The sequence below is a fragment of the Paraburkholderia graminis C4D1M genome, from assembly GCF_000172415.1.
GTDB lineage: Bacteria > Pseudomonadota > Gammaproteobacteria > Burkholderiales > Burkholderiaceae > Paraburkholderia > Paraburkholderia graminis.
The window spans coordinates 65,665-82,115 of the sequence record NZ_ABLD01000027.1 but is presented as its reverse complement, the minus strand read 5'-3'; the positions used below and the strand labels follow the sequence as shown (position 1 = coordinate 82,115).

At 65.5% G+C, this 16,451-nt stretch carries 17 protein-coding genes; 5 read left to right on the top strand and 12 right to left on the bottom strand.

What is annotated here, in order from left to right; genetic code table 11:
- Positions 1–20: 20 nt before the first annotated feature.
- Complete coding sequence (gene yjfF / locus BGRAMDRAFT_RS28635) at positions 21–1,118, top strand: galactofuranose ABC transporter, permease protein YjfF (RefSeq protein ID WP_006052388.1); 1,098 nt, start codon at positions 21–23, stop codon at positions 1,116–1,118.
- 36 nt (positions 1,119–1,154) lie between these two features.
- On the opposite strand, the gene BGRAMDRAFT_RS28630 is transcribed toward yjfF, so the two are convergent.
- A complete protein-coding gene (locus BGRAMDRAFT_RS28630) occupies positions 1,155–2,456 on the bottom strand; it encodes an MFS transporter (RefSeq protein WP_006052387.1) in 1,302 nt (433 codons plus the stop codon).
- A 67-nt stretch (positions 2,457–2,523) separates the two neighbouring features.
- On the bottom strand, positions 2,524–3,303 hold the full coding sequence (locus tag BGRAMDRAFT_RS28625) for a putative hydro-lyase (protein ID WP_006052386.1): 780 nt from the start codon (positions 3,301–3,303) through the stop codon (positions 2,524–2,526).
- Positions 3,304–3,512: 209 nt separating this feature from the next.
- Here BGRAMDRAFT_RS28625 and BGRAMDRAFT_RS28620 point away from each other — a divergent pair, with 209 nt between their 5' ends.
- Positions 3,513–4,451, top strand: coding sequence for a LysR family transcriptional regulator (locus tag BGRAMDRAFT_RS28620; RefSeq protein WP_006052385.1), 939 nt, complete (start codon positions 3,513–3,515; stop codon positions 4,449–4,451).
- 27 nt (positions 4,452–4,478) lie between these two features.
- Here BGRAMDRAFT_RS28620 and mdcH read toward each other — a convergent pair whose 3' ends face one another.
- The 8 genes from mdcH to BGRAMDRAFT_RS28580 form a co-directional block, all read right to left on the bottom strand.
- The gene (mdcH, locus tag BGRAMDRAFT_RS28615; RefSeq protein WP_006052384.1) at positions 4,479–5,411 is read right to left on the bottom strand and encodes a malonate decarboxylase subunit epsilon; all 933 of its coding nucleotides are present in this window, start codon (positions 5,409–5,411) and stop codon (positions 4,479–4,481) included.
- Positions 5,411–6,106, bottom strand: coding sequence for a malonate decarboxylase holo-ACP synthase (locus BGRAMDRAFT_RS28610; RefSeq protein WP_006052383.1), 696 nt, complete (start codon positions 6,104–6,106; stop codon positions 5,411–5,413). The genes mdcH and BGRAMDRAFT_RS28610 overlap by 1 nt, the downstream gene beginning before the upstream one ends.
- Positions 6,106–6,921: a biotin-independent malonate decarboxylase subunit gamma gene (gene mdcE / locus BGRAMDRAFT_RS28605; RefSeq protein ID WP_006052382.1), complete on the bottom strand. Its 816-nt coding sequence runs from the start codon at positions 6,919–6,921 to the stop codon at positions 6,106–6,108. Before mdcE ends, BGRAMDRAFT_RS28610 begins: the two co-directional genes overlap by 1 nt.
- Complete coding sequence (locus BGRAMDRAFT_RS28600; protein WP_006052381.1) at positions 6,918–7,814, bottom strand: biotin-independent malonate decarboxylase subunit beta; 897 nt, start codon at positions 7,812–7,814, stop codon at positions 6,918–6,920. The genes mdcE and BGRAMDRAFT_RS28600 overlap by 4 nt, the downstream gene beginning before the upstream one ends.
- Positions 7,811–8,125, bottom strand: a complete 315-nt coding sequence (locus tag BGRAMDRAFT_RS28595) for a malonate decarboxylase subunit delta (RefSeq protein WP_006052380.1) — start codon at positions 8,123–8,125, stop codon at positions 7,811–7,813. The genes BGRAMDRAFT_RS28600 and BGRAMDRAFT_RS28595 overlap by 4 nt, the downstream gene beginning before the upstream one ends.
- A 5-nt stretch (positions 8,126–8,130) precedes the next feature.
- Positions 8,131–9,024, bottom strand: a complete 894-nt coding sequence (locus BGRAMDRAFT_RS28590) for a triphosphoribosyl-dephospho-CoA synthase (RefSeq protein ID WP_044021937.1) — start codon at positions 9,022–9,024, stop codon at positions 8,131–8,133.
- A gap of 143 nt (positions 9,025–9,167) precedes the next feature.
- Positions 9,168–10,829, bottom strand: a complete 1,662-nt coding sequence (gene mdcA / locus BGRAMDRAFT_RS28585; protein ID WP_006052378.1) for a malonate decarboxylase subunit alpha — start codon at positions 10,827–10,829, stop codon at positions 9,168–9,170.
- Positions 10,830–10,837: 8 nt separating this feature from the next.
- Positions 10,838–11,614, bottom strand: a complete 777-nt coding sequence (locus BGRAMDRAFT_RS28580) for a GntR family transcriptional regulator (RefSeq protein ID WP_006052377.1) — start codon at positions 11,612–11,614, stop codon at positions 10,838–10,840.
- A gap of 563 nt (positions 11,615–12,177) precedes the next feature.
- Between BGRAMDRAFT_RS28580 and BGRAMDRAFT_RS28575 the strand changes: the two genes are divergently transcribed.
- Positions 12,178–12,471 carry a type II toxin-antitoxin system Phd/YefM family antitoxin gene (locus BGRAMDRAFT_RS28575; protein WP_006052376.1) on the top strand — a complete coding sequence of 98 codons (294 nt, stop codon included), beginning with the start codon at positions 12,178–12,180 and terminating at the stop codon, positions 12,469–12,471.
- Positions 12,472–12,481: 10 nt separating this feature from the next.
- A complete protein-coding gene (locus BGRAMDRAFT_RS28570) occupies positions 12,482–12,733 on the top strand; it encodes a Txe/YoeB family addiction module toxin (RefSeq protein ID WP_006052375.1) in 252 nt (83 codons plus the stop codon).
- 79 nt (positions 12,734–12,812) lie between these two features.
- On the opposite strand, the gene BGRAMDRAFT_RS28565 is transcribed toward BGRAMDRAFT_RS28570, so the two are convergent.
- Positions 12,813–13,745 (bottom strand): DMT family transporter, encoded by a 933-nt coding sequence (locus BGRAMDRAFT_RS28565; protein ID WP_006052374.1) that lies wholly within the window; start codon positions 13,743–13,745, stop codon positions 12,813–12,815.
- 113 nt (positions 13,746–13,858) lie between these two features.
- Here BGRAMDRAFT_RS28565 and BGRAMDRAFT_RS28560 point away from each other — a divergent pair, with 113 nt between their 5' ends.
- Positions 13,859–14,731, top strand: coding sequence for a LysR substrate-binding domain-containing protein (locus tag BGRAMDRAFT_RS28560; protein WP_006052373.1), 873 nt, complete (start codon positions 13,859–13,861; stop codon positions 14,729–14,731).
- A 99-nt stretch (positions 14,732–14,830) separates the two neighbouring features.
- Here the strand turns inward: BGRAMDRAFT_RS28560 and BGRAMDRAFT_RS28555 are convergent, their stop codons facing one another.
- Positions 14,831–16,375 carry a carbohydrate porin gene (locus BGRAMDRAFT_RS28555; protein ID WP_083803860.1) on the bottom strand — a complete coding sequence of 515 codons (1,545 nt, stop codon included), beginning with the start codon at positions 16,373–16,375 and terminating at the stop codon, positions 14,831–14,833.
- Positions 16,376–16,451: the final 76 nt, after the last annotated feature.

The following is a 16,451-nucleotide window of genomic DNA, read 5'->3' as shown; positions in this document are numbered from 1 at the left end:
CGATCACGCGGGGTGGCACGATGAGACGATTGTTCGCAGCGTGGGCGCATATCGTCGATCCGCGCACCTTGCCCATCGCGGTTACGATCCTGCTGTTCTGCGCGCTGTTCGGCTTCGGCTCGGTCATGTACACAGGCTTTTTCTCGTGGCAGGTGCTGCTCGATCTACTGGTGGATAACGCGTTCCTGCTGATTGTCGCCATCGGCATGACGTTCGTGATCGTGTCGGGCGGGATCGATCTGTCCGTCGGTTCCGTCGTTGCGCTCACTACGATTGTAGAAGCGGTATTGTCCGAGCGGCTGCATGTGTCGGTATGGATCATTCTGCCGATCGTTCTTCTGATGGGCACCGTGTTCGGCGCCGTGCAGGGCGCGCTGATTCACTTCTTTCGTCTGCAGGCGTTTATCGTGACGCTCGCCGGCATGTTCTTCGCGCGCGGCCTGTGTTTTCTGATCACCACGCAGTCGATCACGATCACCGATCCGACCTTCCACGCGATCTCCGCATTCCGTCTGGACATCGGCATCGGCTCCGTGACCGCGAACGTGCTGATCGCGTTCGTCGCGCTCGTCGGCGCCATTTTTATCGCGCACTTCACGCGCTTTGGCCGCAATGTGTACGCGGTGGGCGGCAATGCCCGCTCCGCGCTGTTGATGGGCTTGCCGGTCGCGCACACGCGCATCGGCGTGTATGCGCTGAGCGGCTTCTGCTCGGCGCTCGGTGGCGCGGTGTTCACGTTCTATGTGCTGTCCGGCTACGGCTTGCAAGGGCAGGGCATGGAACTCGACGCGATTGCCGCGACCGTGATCGGCGGAACGCTGCTGACGGGCGGCGTCGGCTATGTGGTCGGATCGCTGTTCGGCGTCGGCATTCTGGGCACCATCCAGACGCTGATTACGTTCGACGGCACGCTCAGTTCCTGGTGGACCCGCATCGTGATCGGCGCGCTGCTGTGCGCTTTCTGCCTGCTGCAGCGGCTGATCGAACGGCATGCGAAGTCAGTGCGGCGTCCCGGCGGCACCGGCGCGGTCGTCACGTCGGGACGCGAACGCGCGCATGGAGAAGCGTCGGCAGCAACCGACTCGCATGTGATAGGCCGCGCGCCCGAACAGGCCTGAGCCTCGCACTAAAGAGGGTGGCAGGGGCGCGCTTTTTTAGTCGTCGAGCGCCCGGCCTCGCGTTTCCGGCAGCGTAAGCGCGGCGAGAATCACGATTCCATAGGCCGCCGCCGCGAATGCGCCGATTGCGTGGCCGAGCGTCATCGTTTGCGACACGTAGCCGATCAGGAACGGGAAGGTCGCACCGACAGCGCGGCCGAAGTTGTAGCAAAAGCCCTGGCCCGAACCGCGAATGCGCGTAGGAAACAGTTCGGTCAGGAACGCACCCATGCCTGAAAAAATACCGGACGCGCAGAACCCGAGCGGGAAGCCGAGCATCAGCATCGAGAAGTTATCTAGCGGAAGCTGCGTGTAGATCGATGCAATCGCGCACGAAGCGAGGGCGAACGCAATGAACGCGCGCTTGCGGCCAATACGGTCGCTCACATACGCACCCGTCAGATACCCGCAATACGATCCGACGATCACGACGCCAAGATAACTGCCGGTGCCGATCACGCTCAGGTGCCGCTCCGTCTTCAGATACGTCGGCAGCCACGTCGTCACCGCGTAGTAGCCGCCTTGCACACCCGTCGCGAGAATGGACGCGCGCAATGTCGTCCAGACGATGTCGCCGCGGAAAATATCAAACAGCGAAGGACGCGCCTGCGCCGCATCCTGCGCCTCTTTCTGCCGCCGATGCACCTCCGGTTCTTCGACGAAGCGGCGAATCCAGATCACGAACGGCGCCGGCGCGATGCCGATCGCGAACAGCACGCGCCACGCGTAGTCGGCGGGAACGAGCGAGAAGACGGCCATGAAGAGCAACGTCGACACGCCCCAGCCAATCGCCCATCCCGCCTGCACGAGCCCCACCGCCTTGCCGCGGTCGCGTGCGCGAATCACTTCGCCGATCAGCACGGCGCCCGCCGTCCATTCGCCGCCGAAGCCGAGTCCCATCAATCCTCGCGCCCACAGCAACTGCGAGAAGTTCTGCGCGAGCGCGCACGCCAGCGTGAAAACGGCGAACCAGAGGATCGTGATCTGCAAGGTCTTCACTCGTCCGACGCGATCGGACAGTACGCCCGCTGCCCATCCGCCCACCGCGGAACTCAGCAGCGTGACGGTGCCGATCAGTCCCGCGTCGCCACGCGTGATGCCCCACGTCGCGATCAGTGTCGGAATCACGAAGCTCAGGAACTGCGTGTCCATTGCGTCGAGCACGTAGCCGATCTTGCAACTCCAGAACGCACGCTTCTCGGCCGCGGAGATCCGCCGATACCATGCGAACGGGCCTTTCCCCGCGCCGGACGCGCCGTAGCGCTCGGCGTCCGCGGTCAACTGCGCTTCGGTTTCCATGCTTGAACTCCGGTCGTCGTGATGGACCGCGTCTTCGCGCGCGGCTTGCGGATGAAATGGCGCCGCGCTAGATCACGGCGAGCGTGGTGTTGAGGATGTCGGTGACGAGCATGTGCCCCGGCTTGTGCGCGATCGCAAATGGCAGGCGCGCGCTTTCTATCGCGGCTTGCGGTGTGACGCCGCAGGCCCAGAACACCGGCAGTTCGTCGTCGTGGATGTCGACCGCATCGCCGAAATCGGGCCGCGACAGATCGCGAATGCCGATCAACGACGGATCGCCGATATGCACCGGCGCGCCGTGGACAGCAGGAAAGCGGCTCGTGATCTGAATCGCGCGGATGGCGTCGGCGGCTTTCATCGGACGCATCGAGACGACGCGATTGCCGCCGAACACGCCGGCGCGCACATTGGGCTCGCGCGTTCGATACATCGGCACATTGACCTGCTGCTCGATATGACGCAGACCGATGCCTTCGCGCCGCAGCATTTCCTCGAATGAAAACGAGCAGCCGATCGCGAACACGACGAGGTCGTCGCGCCACAGTTCATCGAGGCTGCGCACTTCCTCCGCGCGTTCGCCGTGGCGATACACATAGAACGCCGGCACGTCGTTGCGAATGTCGAGATCCGCGCCGAGTGCGGGCACGCGCCACGCGCCCGGTTCGCCGATGCCGAGCAACGGACACGCCTTCGGATTGAGCGTGCAAAAACGCAGGAAATCGCCAGCGTATTGCTGCGGAAGAATGGCGAGATTGGCTTGCGCATAGTCGCCGCAATAACCCGCGGTGGGACCGGACAGGGGACCGCTGCGCACTTGCTGACGAAACTCGGATGGCGTGTAGGACATGAACTGCTCGACTGAAGTTGACGGGACTGGCCTTCTGATGCGTTCCAGATTAGTAACGTCAAAAATATCGATCCAGCGAGTTTTTCTTGCGATTCGTTAAATTAAACTTAACGGCGGCGCGACCCGTTTTCCGGCGATGATCGTGGGCCTCATTCGCGTCTCATTCGCGTCTCATTCGCGCCTCATTCGTTATCGCGAGACCTCATGCAATGAATACCCGCTTCGTCGAAACGTTTCTCACGCTCGCGCGGCTCGGCAGTTTTCGCGCGACGGCGACCGCGATGCACGCCACCCCCGCCGCGATTTCGTTGCGTATTAAAACGCTGGAATCCGAGCTTGGCGTCGAATTGATCGAGCGCGACGCGCCCGAGTTCAAGCTCACGGCAAACGGCGAGCGTCTGCTCGCGCATGCGCGCTCGGTCGTGCAGGCCACGCGCTCGCTGCAACTCGCCGCGCAGGACGAAACGCAATTGGCGACGCGTCTGCGCCTCGGTGTGATCGAAACGGTCGTGCATAGCTGGCTGCCCGACTACATTCGCATGCTGAACCTCGAGTACCACCGCATCGTCGTGGACTTGACCGTGGATTCAAGCGCGGTGCTCGGCCCTCGTCTGCGCGCGGGCGAACTCGATCTCGTGATTCAGGTGGAAGAAGTGGGAGAGCTGGAGACGTCGATCGTATCCGCGCTGCTCGCGAGTTATCCGGTGCGCTGGATCGCGCGCAGCGACCTCATCCCCGCGACTCGCGCGAAGCATGCCGACACGCTGTTGAGCAAGCCGGTGCTGACGTTCGGCCGCGGCACCGCGCCGCAAATCGCCGTCGAGGCTATCGTGCAGACGCTTGCGCGCCGTGCCGGCGTGCCGTTTGCCGAGACGCAGGTGACGTGCATGCCTTCCGTGGCGGTCATCGTGAAGCTCTTGCGCGACGGCTATGGCATCGCGGCGGTGCCCGCGCTTTTCGTCGAGCCGTTTCTCGGGAGCGGAGAACTGGGGCACTTGCAGGTGCGCCCGCTGCCGCCGCCGATCAATGTAGCGATGTACTACCGCGACGACGCGGACGTCGGCGTGCTGGCGGCCGCGCGCGTCGCACGCAATGCGTGCGATCAGTATGCGAAAGCGATGGGGCGGCAGTTGATCGAAAAGCGCTAGATCAAGCGCTGCATGAAGCGCGGCTCGCTACTCGCGTTCGAGGCGCCGCCGCGCCGTCGCGGCGAGCCGTTCAAACGGAAGCGTGCTCGCTGCAAGCGCGGCCATCTCCGGATAATGCTCGCGCGCGATGTCGGTCAACACCTGGCCAGGCGGCGCCTCGATCGTGACGCGCGCACCCATTTCCTGCATCACGGTGAGCGCGTCGAACCAGCGCACGGTGTAGCGCATGTTGGTCGCGAGATCGTCGCGAATCGCATCGGCTGTATACAGCGGACGGCCGCCGCGATTGCCGATGTACACGCTTTGCGGCGCGCGAAACGGAATCGTGCGCGCATACGCGCTGAGTTCGTCGCTTGCTTGCGCGAGCAGTTCGCAATGCGAAGGAACGCTGACCGCAAGACGCGTCGCCTTGCGCGCGCCTGCATCCAGAGCGCGGTGGATGAAGCTATCGAGCGCGGTGTTCGCCCCCGCCATCACGATCTGACGCGGCGCGTTCACGTTGCCGATATAAACGGGCGGCTCGCCTTCGTCGATGTGCCGTGCGGCGAGCGCGGCGAGTTCATGCTCCGTCAAGCCGGAAACAGCCGCGAGACCGTAGCCCGATGGATACGCCGCTTCCATCAGTTCCGCGCGGCGGCGGACCATCTTCAAAGCGTCGGGGAAGGGGAGCGCGCCGCAGCTCACCGCCGCCGGGTACGCGCCCACCGACAAACCGGCGCTCAGGTCCGGCGTCAGTCCTTCATTCGCGAGGGCACGCGCGATCGCCACGCCTGCGACGGTCAGTCCGCATTGCACGGCAACAGTCGAGCGCAACGCATCGGGCGTGTCGAGTGTGAGCACGTCGGCGCCTAGCACGCTGGACGCTTCATCGAATGTTGCGCGCACGGCGGGATGCGACGGCAGCCGATGCAGAAAGCCGTCGCTCTGAGCGCCCTGGCCTGGGAAGATCAGCGCGAGCATCAGAGTTCCGTCCGATGAACGCAGACCCACGGATCGGCAAGCAGTTGCGGGCCGCTTGCATGACGCGCCATCACGCGTGGCTTGCCGGCGGCCCACTCGGCGAGCGCGACGCCGCCTGCTGGTGTCTCGAGTTGCGCGTCGATGCGAATGCCGGTTTCGCGCGCGAGCGTTTGCAGATAGCTCAGCAAGTCCGCCGCGCATTCACGCGACAAACGTTCCGGTGTCCGAATCAATAGATCGAGATCGCTCGATTGCGTGACTGCTGCCGTTTGCGTGGCGAGTTCGAAACCAACGCTGCCGGTCGGGCCCCAGACAAGCGCGTTGAGTGCGCTTTGTGCATCCCGTTGCAACCGGGCGAACGCGACGAACGCGGGCAACGCGGCGCGCGTTGCATCGGGCTCGTTTCGCACCAACGCCTCGGGCGAAACGGCTTCGACAATATCCGTCGATGCGGCCCACGTGCCGTACCGCTGAGACCGCTGCGCGCCGCGCAAGCCGATCGCAACGAAGCCGGGCGCGGCGAGCGCGCGCCGCACGACCGCATACGGCGCGCGCTCGAACGCATCGCGCACCCAGTCGGGTTCGCCGTCGAATGCAGCGAGGCGCCGCAAGCGCAGCAAGTCATGCGCGCGCCAGCGTTCGTCGCACGACGCAGCGGCCTCGCTTGCAAACGGCGGCGCGGCGCAGATCGGCATTACACGGCATCCCATTGCTCGGCGAGACGCCGCCGCACTTCGATGGACGCCGCGCGGTTCTTCTGCGCCGCCGCGGATTCGAGCCGACGCGCAAGCGTGCGGCTGCCGGCGCGCGCACTGCCGATCTGTTCGCACAACACCTGCTGCACGCGCGCGATCTGCGCGGCGTCCGGCGCGTCGGCGTCGATACCTTCGATCAATTGATCGAGCAGACCGAGCTTCGCGAACGAGGCCATCGAGTAAGACATCGGCACGATCGTCTCGCCGAGCGCGTCGAGCGCCTCGACCGTGCGGCGCGTGACGCGCGCGGCGGCTTCCTTGCCCATCGCGTGAACCATCGTGCCGGGCGCGTCGAGCGCGACGATGCGATCGGCCTGATAACCGTGCGCGAGGAACGCGCCCGACATTGCCGGTCCGACGATCAGCGCAATCACCGGATGCCCCGCATCGCGAGCGGACGCATACGCGTCGACCGCTGCGGCGCACGCGAGATGAATGCCGAGCATTTCCTCGCGATAGCCGTACGCCTGGCTCTTCACATCGACGATCGCGACGATCGGACGACGCGTGGCGCTTGCCGCATCGTCAGCGATCACTTCGCGAACGGCTCGCGCGAGCAGCCAGCCCTGTTCGAGTCCGACGACGTTGTCGGTCGCGCGCGGAAAGCGGTTGGCGGCGTCGGGCACGACCGTGATGAAGCGGGCGGTTTCGCCGCCGAGCGGCGCGTCGGCGCTCCACACGGGCGCCGCGTTGCGGGATTCGCCGGCGAGCGCATGGAACCAGCGCGCGCCGCGGCTCAGTGAGGTGTCGCTCATGCTTGCTCCTTGCGTGAGTGGGATTGTGGCGCTTGAGTCGCTTCGGCTGCATAGACCTCGCGCATGCTCTCCGGCGTGACGCTCGCCGGATCGATCCGCGCGAGCCGCTGCAAGAACGTGTCGACCTGTTCGCTGCGATGCGCGGCCGGCACGCCTTGCACGAACGCGGCATGCACGGCGGCGCGCACGTCCGCGGCGTCGTCGTCCACGAGCTGGTCTGCGAGCGAACTCGCCACGCGCTGCTCGCCGCCGATCAACTGCCACACGCGGCGCCGGTCGGACGCATCCAGTTCGTCGATGCCCGCTTCCTGCTCGATCACTTCGGGCCCGTTCATGCCGAGCCGCCCCTGCTTCGTCACGACCAGATACGAGCACAACGCCGCGGCCAGCGACATGCCGCCGAAGCAGCCCACCATGCCCGCGATCACGCCGACCACCGGCACGTGCCGGCGCAGCGCGACGATGGCCGCCTGCATCTCGGCGATTACGGCGAGGCCCAGGTTGGCTTCCTGAAGCCGCACGCCGCCGGTTTCGAACAGCACGACCGGCCGTACGATCTTGCCGCGCTCGCAATCGCGCAACGCCATCTCGAGCGCGGCGGCGATCTTGCTGCCCGACACTTCGCCGATGCTGCCACCCTGGAACGCGGACTCGATCGCGGCAATCACGGCGGGCTCGCCGTCGATCGTGCCGCGCGCGATCACGCAGCCGTCATCGGCCTGGCACACGACGCCTTGCAGCGGCAGCCACGGCGATTCGATCCTGTCGAACGGGCCGAGCAGTTCGCGGAAGCTGCCCGGGTCGAGCAGCGCGCGGGCGCGCTCACGCGCGGGCAGTTCGATGAAGCTCTCGCGCAGCAGCGGCGCGGCATGCACAGTCGCGGGCGTGCTCATGCGTCGTCTCCCTGTTCGGCGGCCTCGACCGCTTCCGCGAGCCGCAATGCGACCACACCCGGCGTCGCGCCGAAGTCGTTGATTTCGATTTGCGCGGCGCCGTCGTAGCGGGTGAAAAAGCGGTCCAGCACGCTTTTCCAGATATGGCTGTAGCCGTCGACGCTCGTTCGAACCACGACATGTGCAGCGAGCGCGTTGGGATTATCGGTGGGCGAGAGCAACACTTCCAGATCGCCCGAACCCACCACGCCGACGTGCGCACGGGCCGTGACGGCGCGTTGCGCCGGATAGTCGAAGGTCAGATGTTCCATGAGGCTCAGCTCCCGCTGACGTCGTGATGCGCCAGCATGTCGAGGAAAAGGGTGGCGGCGAGCAGATCGGCTGCGCCGCCGGGCGATGCGTTGAGCGACAGCAAGTCGCGTTCGAGCGCGGCCAGCGCGTCACGGCCTGCGCGCGTCGAACTGCCGCCGGCTTGCAGCACGCGCCGCGCGCCATGCTGGCCGGCATGCAAGCCTGCGAGACCCGCGCGATGCAGCAGGCAGGTGTCGTCGAGCGAGGCCATGATGGAGAGCAGGGCGTCGACGCGCGCGGCGTCTTCGGCAATGCCGCGCTCGCGTGCCGCGATCAGCGCCGGCAAGCCGACGGCGATCACATGCGGGAAGCCTTCCTGCGCCTCGCGGCGCGCGCCGCCGACCTGATAGCGTTGACGCGCGCGTTCGCCGTGACTGTCGGTGGCGGCTGCGAAGCGATCGGGGAAGCAGGCGATCTGCGCGGCTCGCCGGCAGATCGCCGAGGGGTCGAGCCGGAGCGCGGCATCCGCGAACGACGCGCCCGCGACCAGCAGCCCGACGATCCAGATCGCGCCGCGATGCGCGTTGCTGCCGCCGGTCGCGCGCAGCATGTCCTGCTCGCCCGCGCGGCCGATTTGCGCGAGTTCGGCGCGCAATAGCGCCGACGGCTCGCCGCGCCGCCGCGCCGTGCGCGCGAGTGCGGCGAAGGTCGGCTCGAGCGCGTGCGCCGAGCGTCGCATGATGGCGAGGTCGAGATCGCGATGCGCGCCGCTGCCGCGCCGGTCGACGAGCGCGGGCTTCGGCGTGAGCTCGGCTTCGTCGATCAGCGCGGTTACGGCGTAATGGGCAAGTTGCGAGTCAGAGCATGAGTCTTGTGCGCGCTTCGCGACACGTTCGTCAGAAGCAGCGGCCGCTGTCATGACCGGATGCAGAGCTTGCGTGGCCCGGGCATACGGCGCGTCGTCGCGCTCGGTCCAGGCACACGCTCGCGCGAGCGGCTCGGGCATCTCTATCGCGGACACGCATGGCGCCTCTTCGCGCTCCAACAAAGCAGCGGCTCTCATCACCAGCTCCTGAAGCGCGCCGGCGGCGCGTACAAACCGCCCGACCAGGTGACGAGATCGTCGATGCTGCGTGCCGCGAGCAGCGAACGCTTCGCTTCGCCGCGTCGAATGCCGAGATCTTCCGGATACGCGACGATGCCGCGCCGGCGCAACTCCGCCGTCTTTTCCGGCTTCGCGCGCAGGCCGATCGGCGTCACGCCGGCGACCGCGGCAATCGCCGCGCGCCGTTCGTCGATGCCCTCGGCCTTGTGCAGATGCGCGATGCCTTCCTCGGTGACGACGTGGCTCACGTCGTCACCGTAGATCATGACGGGCGCGATCGGCATGCCGTTTTTCGCGCCTACCGCGACCGCGTCGAGTTCATCGACGAACGTGGGCTCGCCGCCCTTCTTGTACGTCTCGGCCAGTTGCACGACGAGCTTTTGGCCGCGCGACACGGGCCCCTGATCTTTCAGCAGCTTGAGCCACGCTTCGCTCGAATGACGCCGGCCGCGCGGATCGTGACCCATGTTGGGCGCACCGCCAAAGCCGGCGAGGCGGCCGCGCGTGACCGTCGACGAATTGGCGTCCGCGTCGATCTGCAGCGTCGAGCCGATGAATAGATCGACCCCATATTGCCCGGCCAGTTGGCACAGCACGCGGTTCGAGCGCAGCGTGCCGTCGCTGCCGGTGAAGAACACGTCGGGGCGCGCCTCGATATACGCCTCCATGCCGACCTCGCTGCCGAAGCAATGGATGCTGTCGACCCAGCCCGATTCGATCGCGGGGATCATCGTGGGATGCGGATTGAGCGTCCAGTTGCGGCAGATCTTGCCCTTCAGGCCGAGCGACTCGCCGTAAGTGGGCAGCAGCAGTTCGATGGCCGCGGTGTCGAAGCCGATGCCGTGGTTCAGCGACGTCACGCCGTACGGCGCGTAGATGCCGCGTATCACCATCATCGCGGTCAGCACCTGGAGGTCGCCGATATGGCGCGGATCGCGCGTGAACAGCGGTTCGACGGCAAAGGGGCGGTCCGCCTCCACGACCACGTCGACCCACGAGCCGGGAATATCGACGCGCGGCAGTTCGTCGACGATCTCGTTGACCTGCACGATCACGATGCCATGACGAAACGCGGCCGCCTCGGCGATGGTGGGTGTGTCCTCGGTATTCGGACCGGTGTAGAGATTGCCGTGACGGTCGGCCTTTTCCGCGCACAGCAGCGCGACATGCGGCGTGAGGTCGACGAACATGCGCGCATACAGTTCGACGTACGTATAAATCGCGCCGATCTCCAGTTGCCCGTCTTCGAGCAGTTGCGCGACGCGCAGGCTTTGCGGGCCGGCAAACGCAAAATCCACTTTATGTGCGATGCCGCGCTCGAACAGCGTCAGATGCTCAGGACGACTGATGCTCGAGATGAGCAGATGCAGATCGTGAAGCTTCTGCGGATCGACCTTGGCCAGCGAGCGCGACAGGAAGTCGGCCTGCTTCTGGTTGTCGCCTTCGAGCGCGACGCGGTCGCCGGGCTGGATCAGCGTCTCGAGCGCATCGACGATGCGCGTGGACGGCAGCACGCCGTCTTCGAGCCACGGCGCGATGGCCGCGAGGCGGCGCTTTTTTTCGTCGCGGCGCGTGGTCCACGAACGTGCGGCGGATGGTGCTTCGGCGGGTGCGTTCATCGGCTCAATCAACTCCCGGTAGTAGCGCGCGGCGGACGGCCGCGCGGCTTGGGTTGGCTTGCGAGCGCGGCTTCCGCCTGCGCGCGTTCGGTCAGGAAACGGTGCAGCAGTTCGCCCGTGCCGAGCAGATGCGCGACGACGAGCGCCTGGGCGGCCGGCACGTCGCGGCGCCGCACGGCGTCGAGCAATTCGGTGTGTTCATCGTCGGATTCGCCCTTGTAGGACGGCAAGCCGAACTTCAGGCGCAAGTAACGCTCGCCCCGCCGATGCAGCACGCGAATCAGGTCTTCGAGCTGCGGACGCGCGGCCGGCGCATACAGGCTCATGTGAAACGCCGCGTTGCGCGCGACGTAGAGCGACGGGTCCGCCTCGCGCTCCGCCGCCCGGCCGAGCGCGGCGCATTCGCGCAACGTGGCGGCCGTGTGCTTCGGAATGGCGAGTCCGATTGCAAGGCTCTCGAGCGCCGAACGGATCTCGTAGATTTCGCGCGCCTCATCCGCCGACAACGGCGCGACCGTCGCGCCTTTGTGCACCGCGACCTTCGCCCAGCCTTCGGTTTCGAGCAGGCGCAAAGCCTCGCGCACCGGGATCGCGCTGACCGAGAAGTGCCGCGCGATCGCGTCCTGACGCAGCGGCGCGCCGGGCGCCAGCGTGCCGTCGATAATCGCTTCGCGCAACGCGTCGGCGATCACGCGGGACGTGCTTTCGCGCGGTGCGGCCGCCCGCAGCAGCGGGGCGCGCGCCGGGGTGTCCAAGGGGAGAAGGTCGGTGGTTGTGTCGCTCATGGTTCAAATATTATATACAAAAACGAGGTATTTAAACGCGGGCAAACCCGGAGATTTTTTGCGTGGGCGGCGCGGGCGTTTCGTGGGCGGCATCGTTCGGACCGCTCAGCGGTGAGTGCGTGAATTTTCTGATTGTCGCGGCGTCTTTTCGCGTGCATGCGATGGGCTTGCCGCTCGCTCTGACAGCGCTCGCGCTAGTCGCTCGTCTGTTTGTGATTTCGTTCGCGCCACAGACAAGCGCAACGCACCGTCCAGCAAGGCGAAAGGGCCGCTCGGCGTGGCCCCTGGCCATTCGGCCGACTGGCGCAGGCGGTCGTGGAGAGGCATGCTGCTGTTCGTTAGAAGGTGCGTTCGTCCGCGGTTCGATGTTTGCCGCGCTGTACAGCAGTCTGTACAATGGTCGCCGTGGCCCCAAGTCTTTTCTTTTGCGCCACGCTTCGACCGGCAGCCGCAAATCGCCAGCCCGACCCGCAACCGCAAGGGCAGGCAAACCGCGGCGGCGGAAGCGTTTTCTAACTTTTGACAGGAGTGGCCGGAGGGCAACCTCGCAGGCCGGATAACCCATGAACGTCCTTACTTACAGCGAGGCCCGAGCCGGCTTTAAGCCGGCAATGGATGAAGTCTGCCGCGACCACGCACCGATGCTCATCACGAGACAAAGTGGCGAAAACGTGGTGATGGTGTCGCTGGAAGACTTCAACGCGATGCAGGAGACCTTGTACCTGCTGAGTTCGTCGAAGAATGCCCAGCGGCTCGCGCGATCCATTGCCCAGTTGAATGCCGGCGGTGCGGCCCCGCGCGAACTGCTGACCGATGATCCGACACAAAAGCCGCAACGAACACGCCGCAAAGGCTGACAGCATCTTTATGTTTACCGACGACGCCTGGGACGACTACGTGTATTGGCAGGAGACCGATCGCAAGGTCGTCCGCAAGATCAATGCGTTGCTGGAGGAGTGCCGGCGCGATCCGTTTATCGGCACGGGAAAACCGGAGCCGCTCGTCGGCAGCCTGAGCGGTTTCTGGTCGCGCCGCATCACGTTTGCCGATCGGCTCGTGTATCTGCCGAAAGATGGGAAGATCTATGTGATCGCGTGCCGGTTTCACTATGACCAGTGAGCGAGTACCGAGCGAGTACTGCGCGAGTACCGAACGACCGCTGCGCGACCAGCTACATCTCGAGCCGTACGCGCGCCATTCACTCGGCCTGTCGCCGCGCGCGCCCGCCCGAACCCAGCAACGAAAAGAGCGGCCAGCCGAGATTCACGCCGAGGCTCGCGATCGCGATCAGCGCCATGCCGGCCCACTGCGCCAATGAAAGCGCGCGGCCGTACACGATCGCATCGACGGCAATAGCGGTGAGCGGATAGACGAACAGCAGCACCGCGATGATCGGCGTGGTCAGCTTCGGCAGCGCGCCATAGATCAGCACGTACGAAAGCCCCGTGTGCAGCACGCCCATGCCGACAATCCAGAACCATTGCATCGGCTCGATATGCGTGGCGTCGAAAGGTGCAGCGAGCGGCGCGATGAACGGCAGGCACACCACGCCCACCGCACATTGCATCAGCGTCAGCAGGTGCGGGCGCAAATTGCCGAGCCCTTTGGCGATCAACGTGACGCTGGCATAGAGCACCGAGCCGGCCAATGCCTCGCCGATGCCGATCAGGTAGCTTGCATGGCCCTGCAGATTTTCCGTGGCCGCCACGCCCGACGCGAGCACGAGCCCGCCGAAGGCCGCCGCGATCCAGCCGAGCCGATCCGCGCCGAGCCGTTCGTTGAAGAGCGCCGCGCCGATCAGCACGACCCAGAACGGCTGCACATGAAACACCACGGTCGCGACGGCAATGCTGGTGCGATGGATCGCATCGAAAAAGCCGACCCACTGCGTGACCATCAGCACGCCGGAGATGAGCGCGAGCGTGAGCGTGCGTCGCGTGAAATGCGCGCGCGTGAAGTAGCCTTTCCACGCGCAATATGCAGCCAGCGACAGAAAGCCGAACAGGCAGCGGAAAAACACCAGTGTCAGCGCGCCGAGCCGCGCTTCCTCGACGAACACGCCGAGCGTGCCCATCAGCAGCCCGCCGCCGGCCAGTGTGATCGCGCCTTGTTGACGTTGGGTGAGGGACATGCGCCGCGTCTCCGTTAGATCTCCGTTGGGTGATGCATTGAAGTATTGCGCCGCTTGCGGGCCACGCACAAACGAATTAAATTGAGAAATTCCATAAGCGCCATTGATAAATCATGCACCCGGAATTCGACGTCGATTTGCTGCGCACCTTCGTTGCAGTCGTGGATACGGGCAGCTTCACGAAGGCATCGACGACCGTGCATCGCTCGCAGGCCGCCGTCAGCATGCAGATCAAGCGGCTCGAAACCATGCTCGGCACGACGCTTTTCGCGCGCAACACGCGCAATCTTTCGCTGACGCGGCCCGGCAATACGCTGCTCGAATATGCGAGGCGCGTGCTCGCGTTGCATGAAGAAGCGTGGTCCGCGATCGTGCGGCCCGAGGTGACCGGCCGCGTGGTGCTCGGTGCGCCGGACGATTACGTCTCGTCGCTGTTGTCGCCGGTATTGCGGCGCTTTTCGAACCTGTACCCGCACGTCGAAATTGAAATTGTCTGCGCGCAGAGCACGTCGCTCGCGCCGATGCTGGCGGACAACAAGATCGACCTTGCCTTCGTCACGCGCGACCGCAAGCTGCGCGGCGAATTCGTGCGCAGCGAGCCGATGGTGTGGGTGGGCGCTTCCGTCGATACGCCGGTGCTGGCGGCGTCGCCATTGCCGGTCGGCTTATACGAGCCAGGCTGCGTGGCGCGTCAGCATACGCTGGCCGCGCTTGACGGCGCGCGGATTCGCTACCGCGCGGCCTTCAGCAGCGCGAGCCTGATGGGCCTGGTCGCCACCGTGGACGCGGGTTTGTCGGTGGTTGCGCTGACGCGCTGCAGCGTGCCGTCGCGGCTCGCCATTCTCGGCGAAGCGCAAGGCTTGCCGCACATCGAGCCGCTCCAAATCGTGGTGGCGCGCAGCGCGAAGTCGGACCGGCCGACTTGCGATTATCTGGCGGCGCAGATGGTGCAGGATCTGTCGCTGCGCGCGCAGCCGCGCGCGTAAGCGGCGGCGGCTTCGTGACACGGCGCAGCGCCGTTCACGCGCGCGGCTGCGCGGACAACGGCGACGCGGACAACGGCGACGCGGACAACATCAAAAACATCAGAACGCGATATTCGTGCGCACACCCACGACGAACGTGTTGCGCAGCGGCTTCGTCGGATCATTCGGATTCTGCCCGGCGCCCGCGTTGAACGTGTATTGCGCGTCCGCTTGCAGCATCCACCACGGAGCGATCTGATACTGGTAGGTCGCTTCGAGCGCGGTTTCGCTGGTGCGCACGCCGTACGGGCCGCCGCTAAATGCCAGGTTATCCTGATCGATTCCGCGCGTGTGGCTGCCGATCTTGATATACGTCAGCGCAAGGCCCGCGCTATCGTTGTCGCGGCCCGCGAACGGCGCTTTCAGCACGACGCCGAGATTCGCCGCGAGGCTCACGAGATTGCGGTCGCCCGGCGCACCCATGACACGCGCGAATATGCCGAGGCTGCGTGCCTCGCCGGGATTCGGCCGCCAGATGGTCTGGTCGGCCACCGCATAGAAGCTGTAATCGCCGCGATGGTTCGCCGCAACCCCGCTGGACGCAGGACTCGCGAGCGACACACCGTTGTTATCGTAGCGCGGGTCCGCGAAGGGGCCGTTGTTGTACCAGAGCCCGATCTTGTAGGTGCCCGGCAGGCTGCCTCGGGTTGCGCCTGGCGCTGCGCCTGGCGCCGCGGCGGCGTCGCTATCGGCTGGTTGATTGATCGCATACTGCAGCTCGCCGATGAACAACGTCCCGTTATGCAGATTGAAGTTGGTGCCGCTGCGGTTGTTCGGGTTGTTGCCGAGCGGATCGCCGTCGAACACGCCGGCGAGCGCCGTCAACGAAGGCGTGATCTGTCCGCGCACGCGCACGCCGAGCGCAGACAGCGGATACGCGGGGCCGCCGGACGGCATGTCGTACGAGGGCAGTGCGGGCCACCCGAACATCGTGTTGATGAATAGCGCCGAGTACGTGCTGGAGATGAATTCCTGATCGATACTCTGCTGACCGATTTTCACGTCGACGCGTTTGTTCAGGAACGACTGCTGATACCACAGCTCCCACAGGCGCGTGCTGGCATCCGCTTCGATGCCGCTCGCGGTGTTCAATGTGCCCAGCTTGTCGGTGCTGAGATTGCGGCCGTGAATCTGCAATGCGCTGACGTTGAACTGGCCGCCTGGCAGGCCGAAGGCTTTTTCGGTGTCGAGTTGCAAGGTCGCGGTCGTGAGGCCGTCGTACGCGACGCCGCGCGCCAGTCCACCGCGCAGGTTGCCGAGCAGTTCGCTCGTTTCCGTGAGCGCGAACGTCACGCCGTATTGGCCGAGCCACGGACGCAAGCCGCCCATGTCGCCGAATAGCTGGTCGCGGTTCCAGAGACCGGTCTCGTTGGCCGGCGTTTTGTTCGCATCCGCGCCGCTCGCTTCGCTTGCGTCGCGCACCGTGTCCGAACTCGTTTGCGCCATTGCCGCGCCTGAAACGGAAGCCCAGGCGAGTGCGACATACAACGCCGCGTGGCGCAGCGAAAAAAGGCGCGGGCGCCGGCCGGTCGCGCCGCTCGACCGTGCGAACTCACGGCCTGCACGCAGCAGCGCAACGCGTCGAAGGGAGGATGCGAGCTTCATCGAAAGCCTTTAATGTTGTTATCGACTGCCGGGTGTTTTTGCGCGGTTAAATGGCTGTTTAACGCGTGCGTCGACG

Bases quoted from the DNA above. Each gene is read 5' to 3' on its own strand.
- yjfF (WP_006052388.1), top strand. From the start codon at position 21: ATGAGACGATTGTTCGCAGCGTGGGCGCATATCGTCGATCCGCGCACC.
- BGRAMDRAFT_RS28630 (WP_006052387.1), bottom strand. From the start codon at position 2,456: ATGGAAACCGAAGCGCAGTTGACCGCGGACGCCGAGCGCTACGGCGCG.
- BGRAMDRAFT_RS28625 (WP_006052386.1), bottom strand. From the start codon at position 3,303: ATGTCCTACACGCCATCCGAGTTTCGTCAGCAAGTGCGCAGCGGTCCC.
- BGRAMDRAFT_RS28620 (WP_006052385.1), top strand. From the start codon at position 3,513: ATGAATACCCGCTTCGTCGAAACGTTTCTCACGCTCGCGCGGCTCGGC.
- mdcH (WP_006052384.1), bottom strand. From the start codon at position 5,411: ATGCTCGCGCTGATCTTCCCAGGCCAGGGCGCTCAGAGCGACGGCTTT.
- BGRAMDRAFT_RS28610 (WP_006052383.1), bottom strand. From the start codon at position 6,106: ATGCCGATCTGCGCCGCGCCGCCGTTTGCAAGCGAGGCCGCTGCGTCG.
- mdcE (WP_006052382.1), bottom strand. From the start codon at position 6,921: ATGAGCGACACCTCACTGAGCCGCGGCGCGCGCTGGTTCCATGCGCTC.
- BGRAMDRAFT_RS28600 (WP_006052381.1), bottom strand. From the start codon at position 7,814: ATGAGCACGCCCGCGACTGTGCATGCCGCGCCGCTGCTGCGCGAGAGC.
- BGRAMDRAFT_RS28595 (WP_006052380.1), bottom strand. From the start codon at position 8,125: ATGGAACATCTGACCTTCGACTATCCGGCGCAACGCGCCGTCACGGCC.
- BGRAMDRAFT_RS28590 (WP_044021937.1), bottom strand. From the start codon at position 9,024: ATGACAGCGGCCGCTGCTTCTGACGAACGTGTCGCGAAGCGCGCACAA.
- mdcA (WP_006052378.1), bottom strand. From the start codon at position 10,829: ATGAACGCACCCGCCGAAGCACCATCCGCCGCACGTTCGTGGACCACG.
- BGRAMDRAFT_RS28580 (WP_006052377.1), bottom strand. From the start codon at position 11,614: ATGAGCGACACAACCACCGACCTTCTCCCCTTGGACACCCCGGCGCGC.
- BGRAMDRAFT_RS28575 (WP_006052376.1), top strand. From the start codon at position 12,178: ATGAACGTCCTTACTTACAGCGAGGCCCGAGCCGGCTTTAAGCCGGCA.
- BGRAMDRAFT_RS28570 (WP_006052375.1), top strand. From the start codon at position 12,482: ATGTTTACCGACGACGCCTGGGACGACTACGTGTATTGGCAGGAGACC.
- BGRAMDRAFT_RS28565 (WP_006052374.1), bottom strand. From the start codon at position 13,745: ATGTCCCTCACCCAACGTCAACAAGGCGCGATCACACTGGCCGGCGGC.
- BGRAMDRAFT_RS28560 (WP_006052373.1), top strand. From the start codon at position 13,859: ATGCACCCGGAATTCGACGTCGATTTGCTGCGCACCTTCGTTGCAGTC.
- BGRAMDRAFT_RS28555 (WP_083803860.1), bottom strand. From the start codon at position 16,375: ATGAAGCTCGCATCCTCCCTTCGACGCGTTGCGCTGCTGCGTGCAGGC.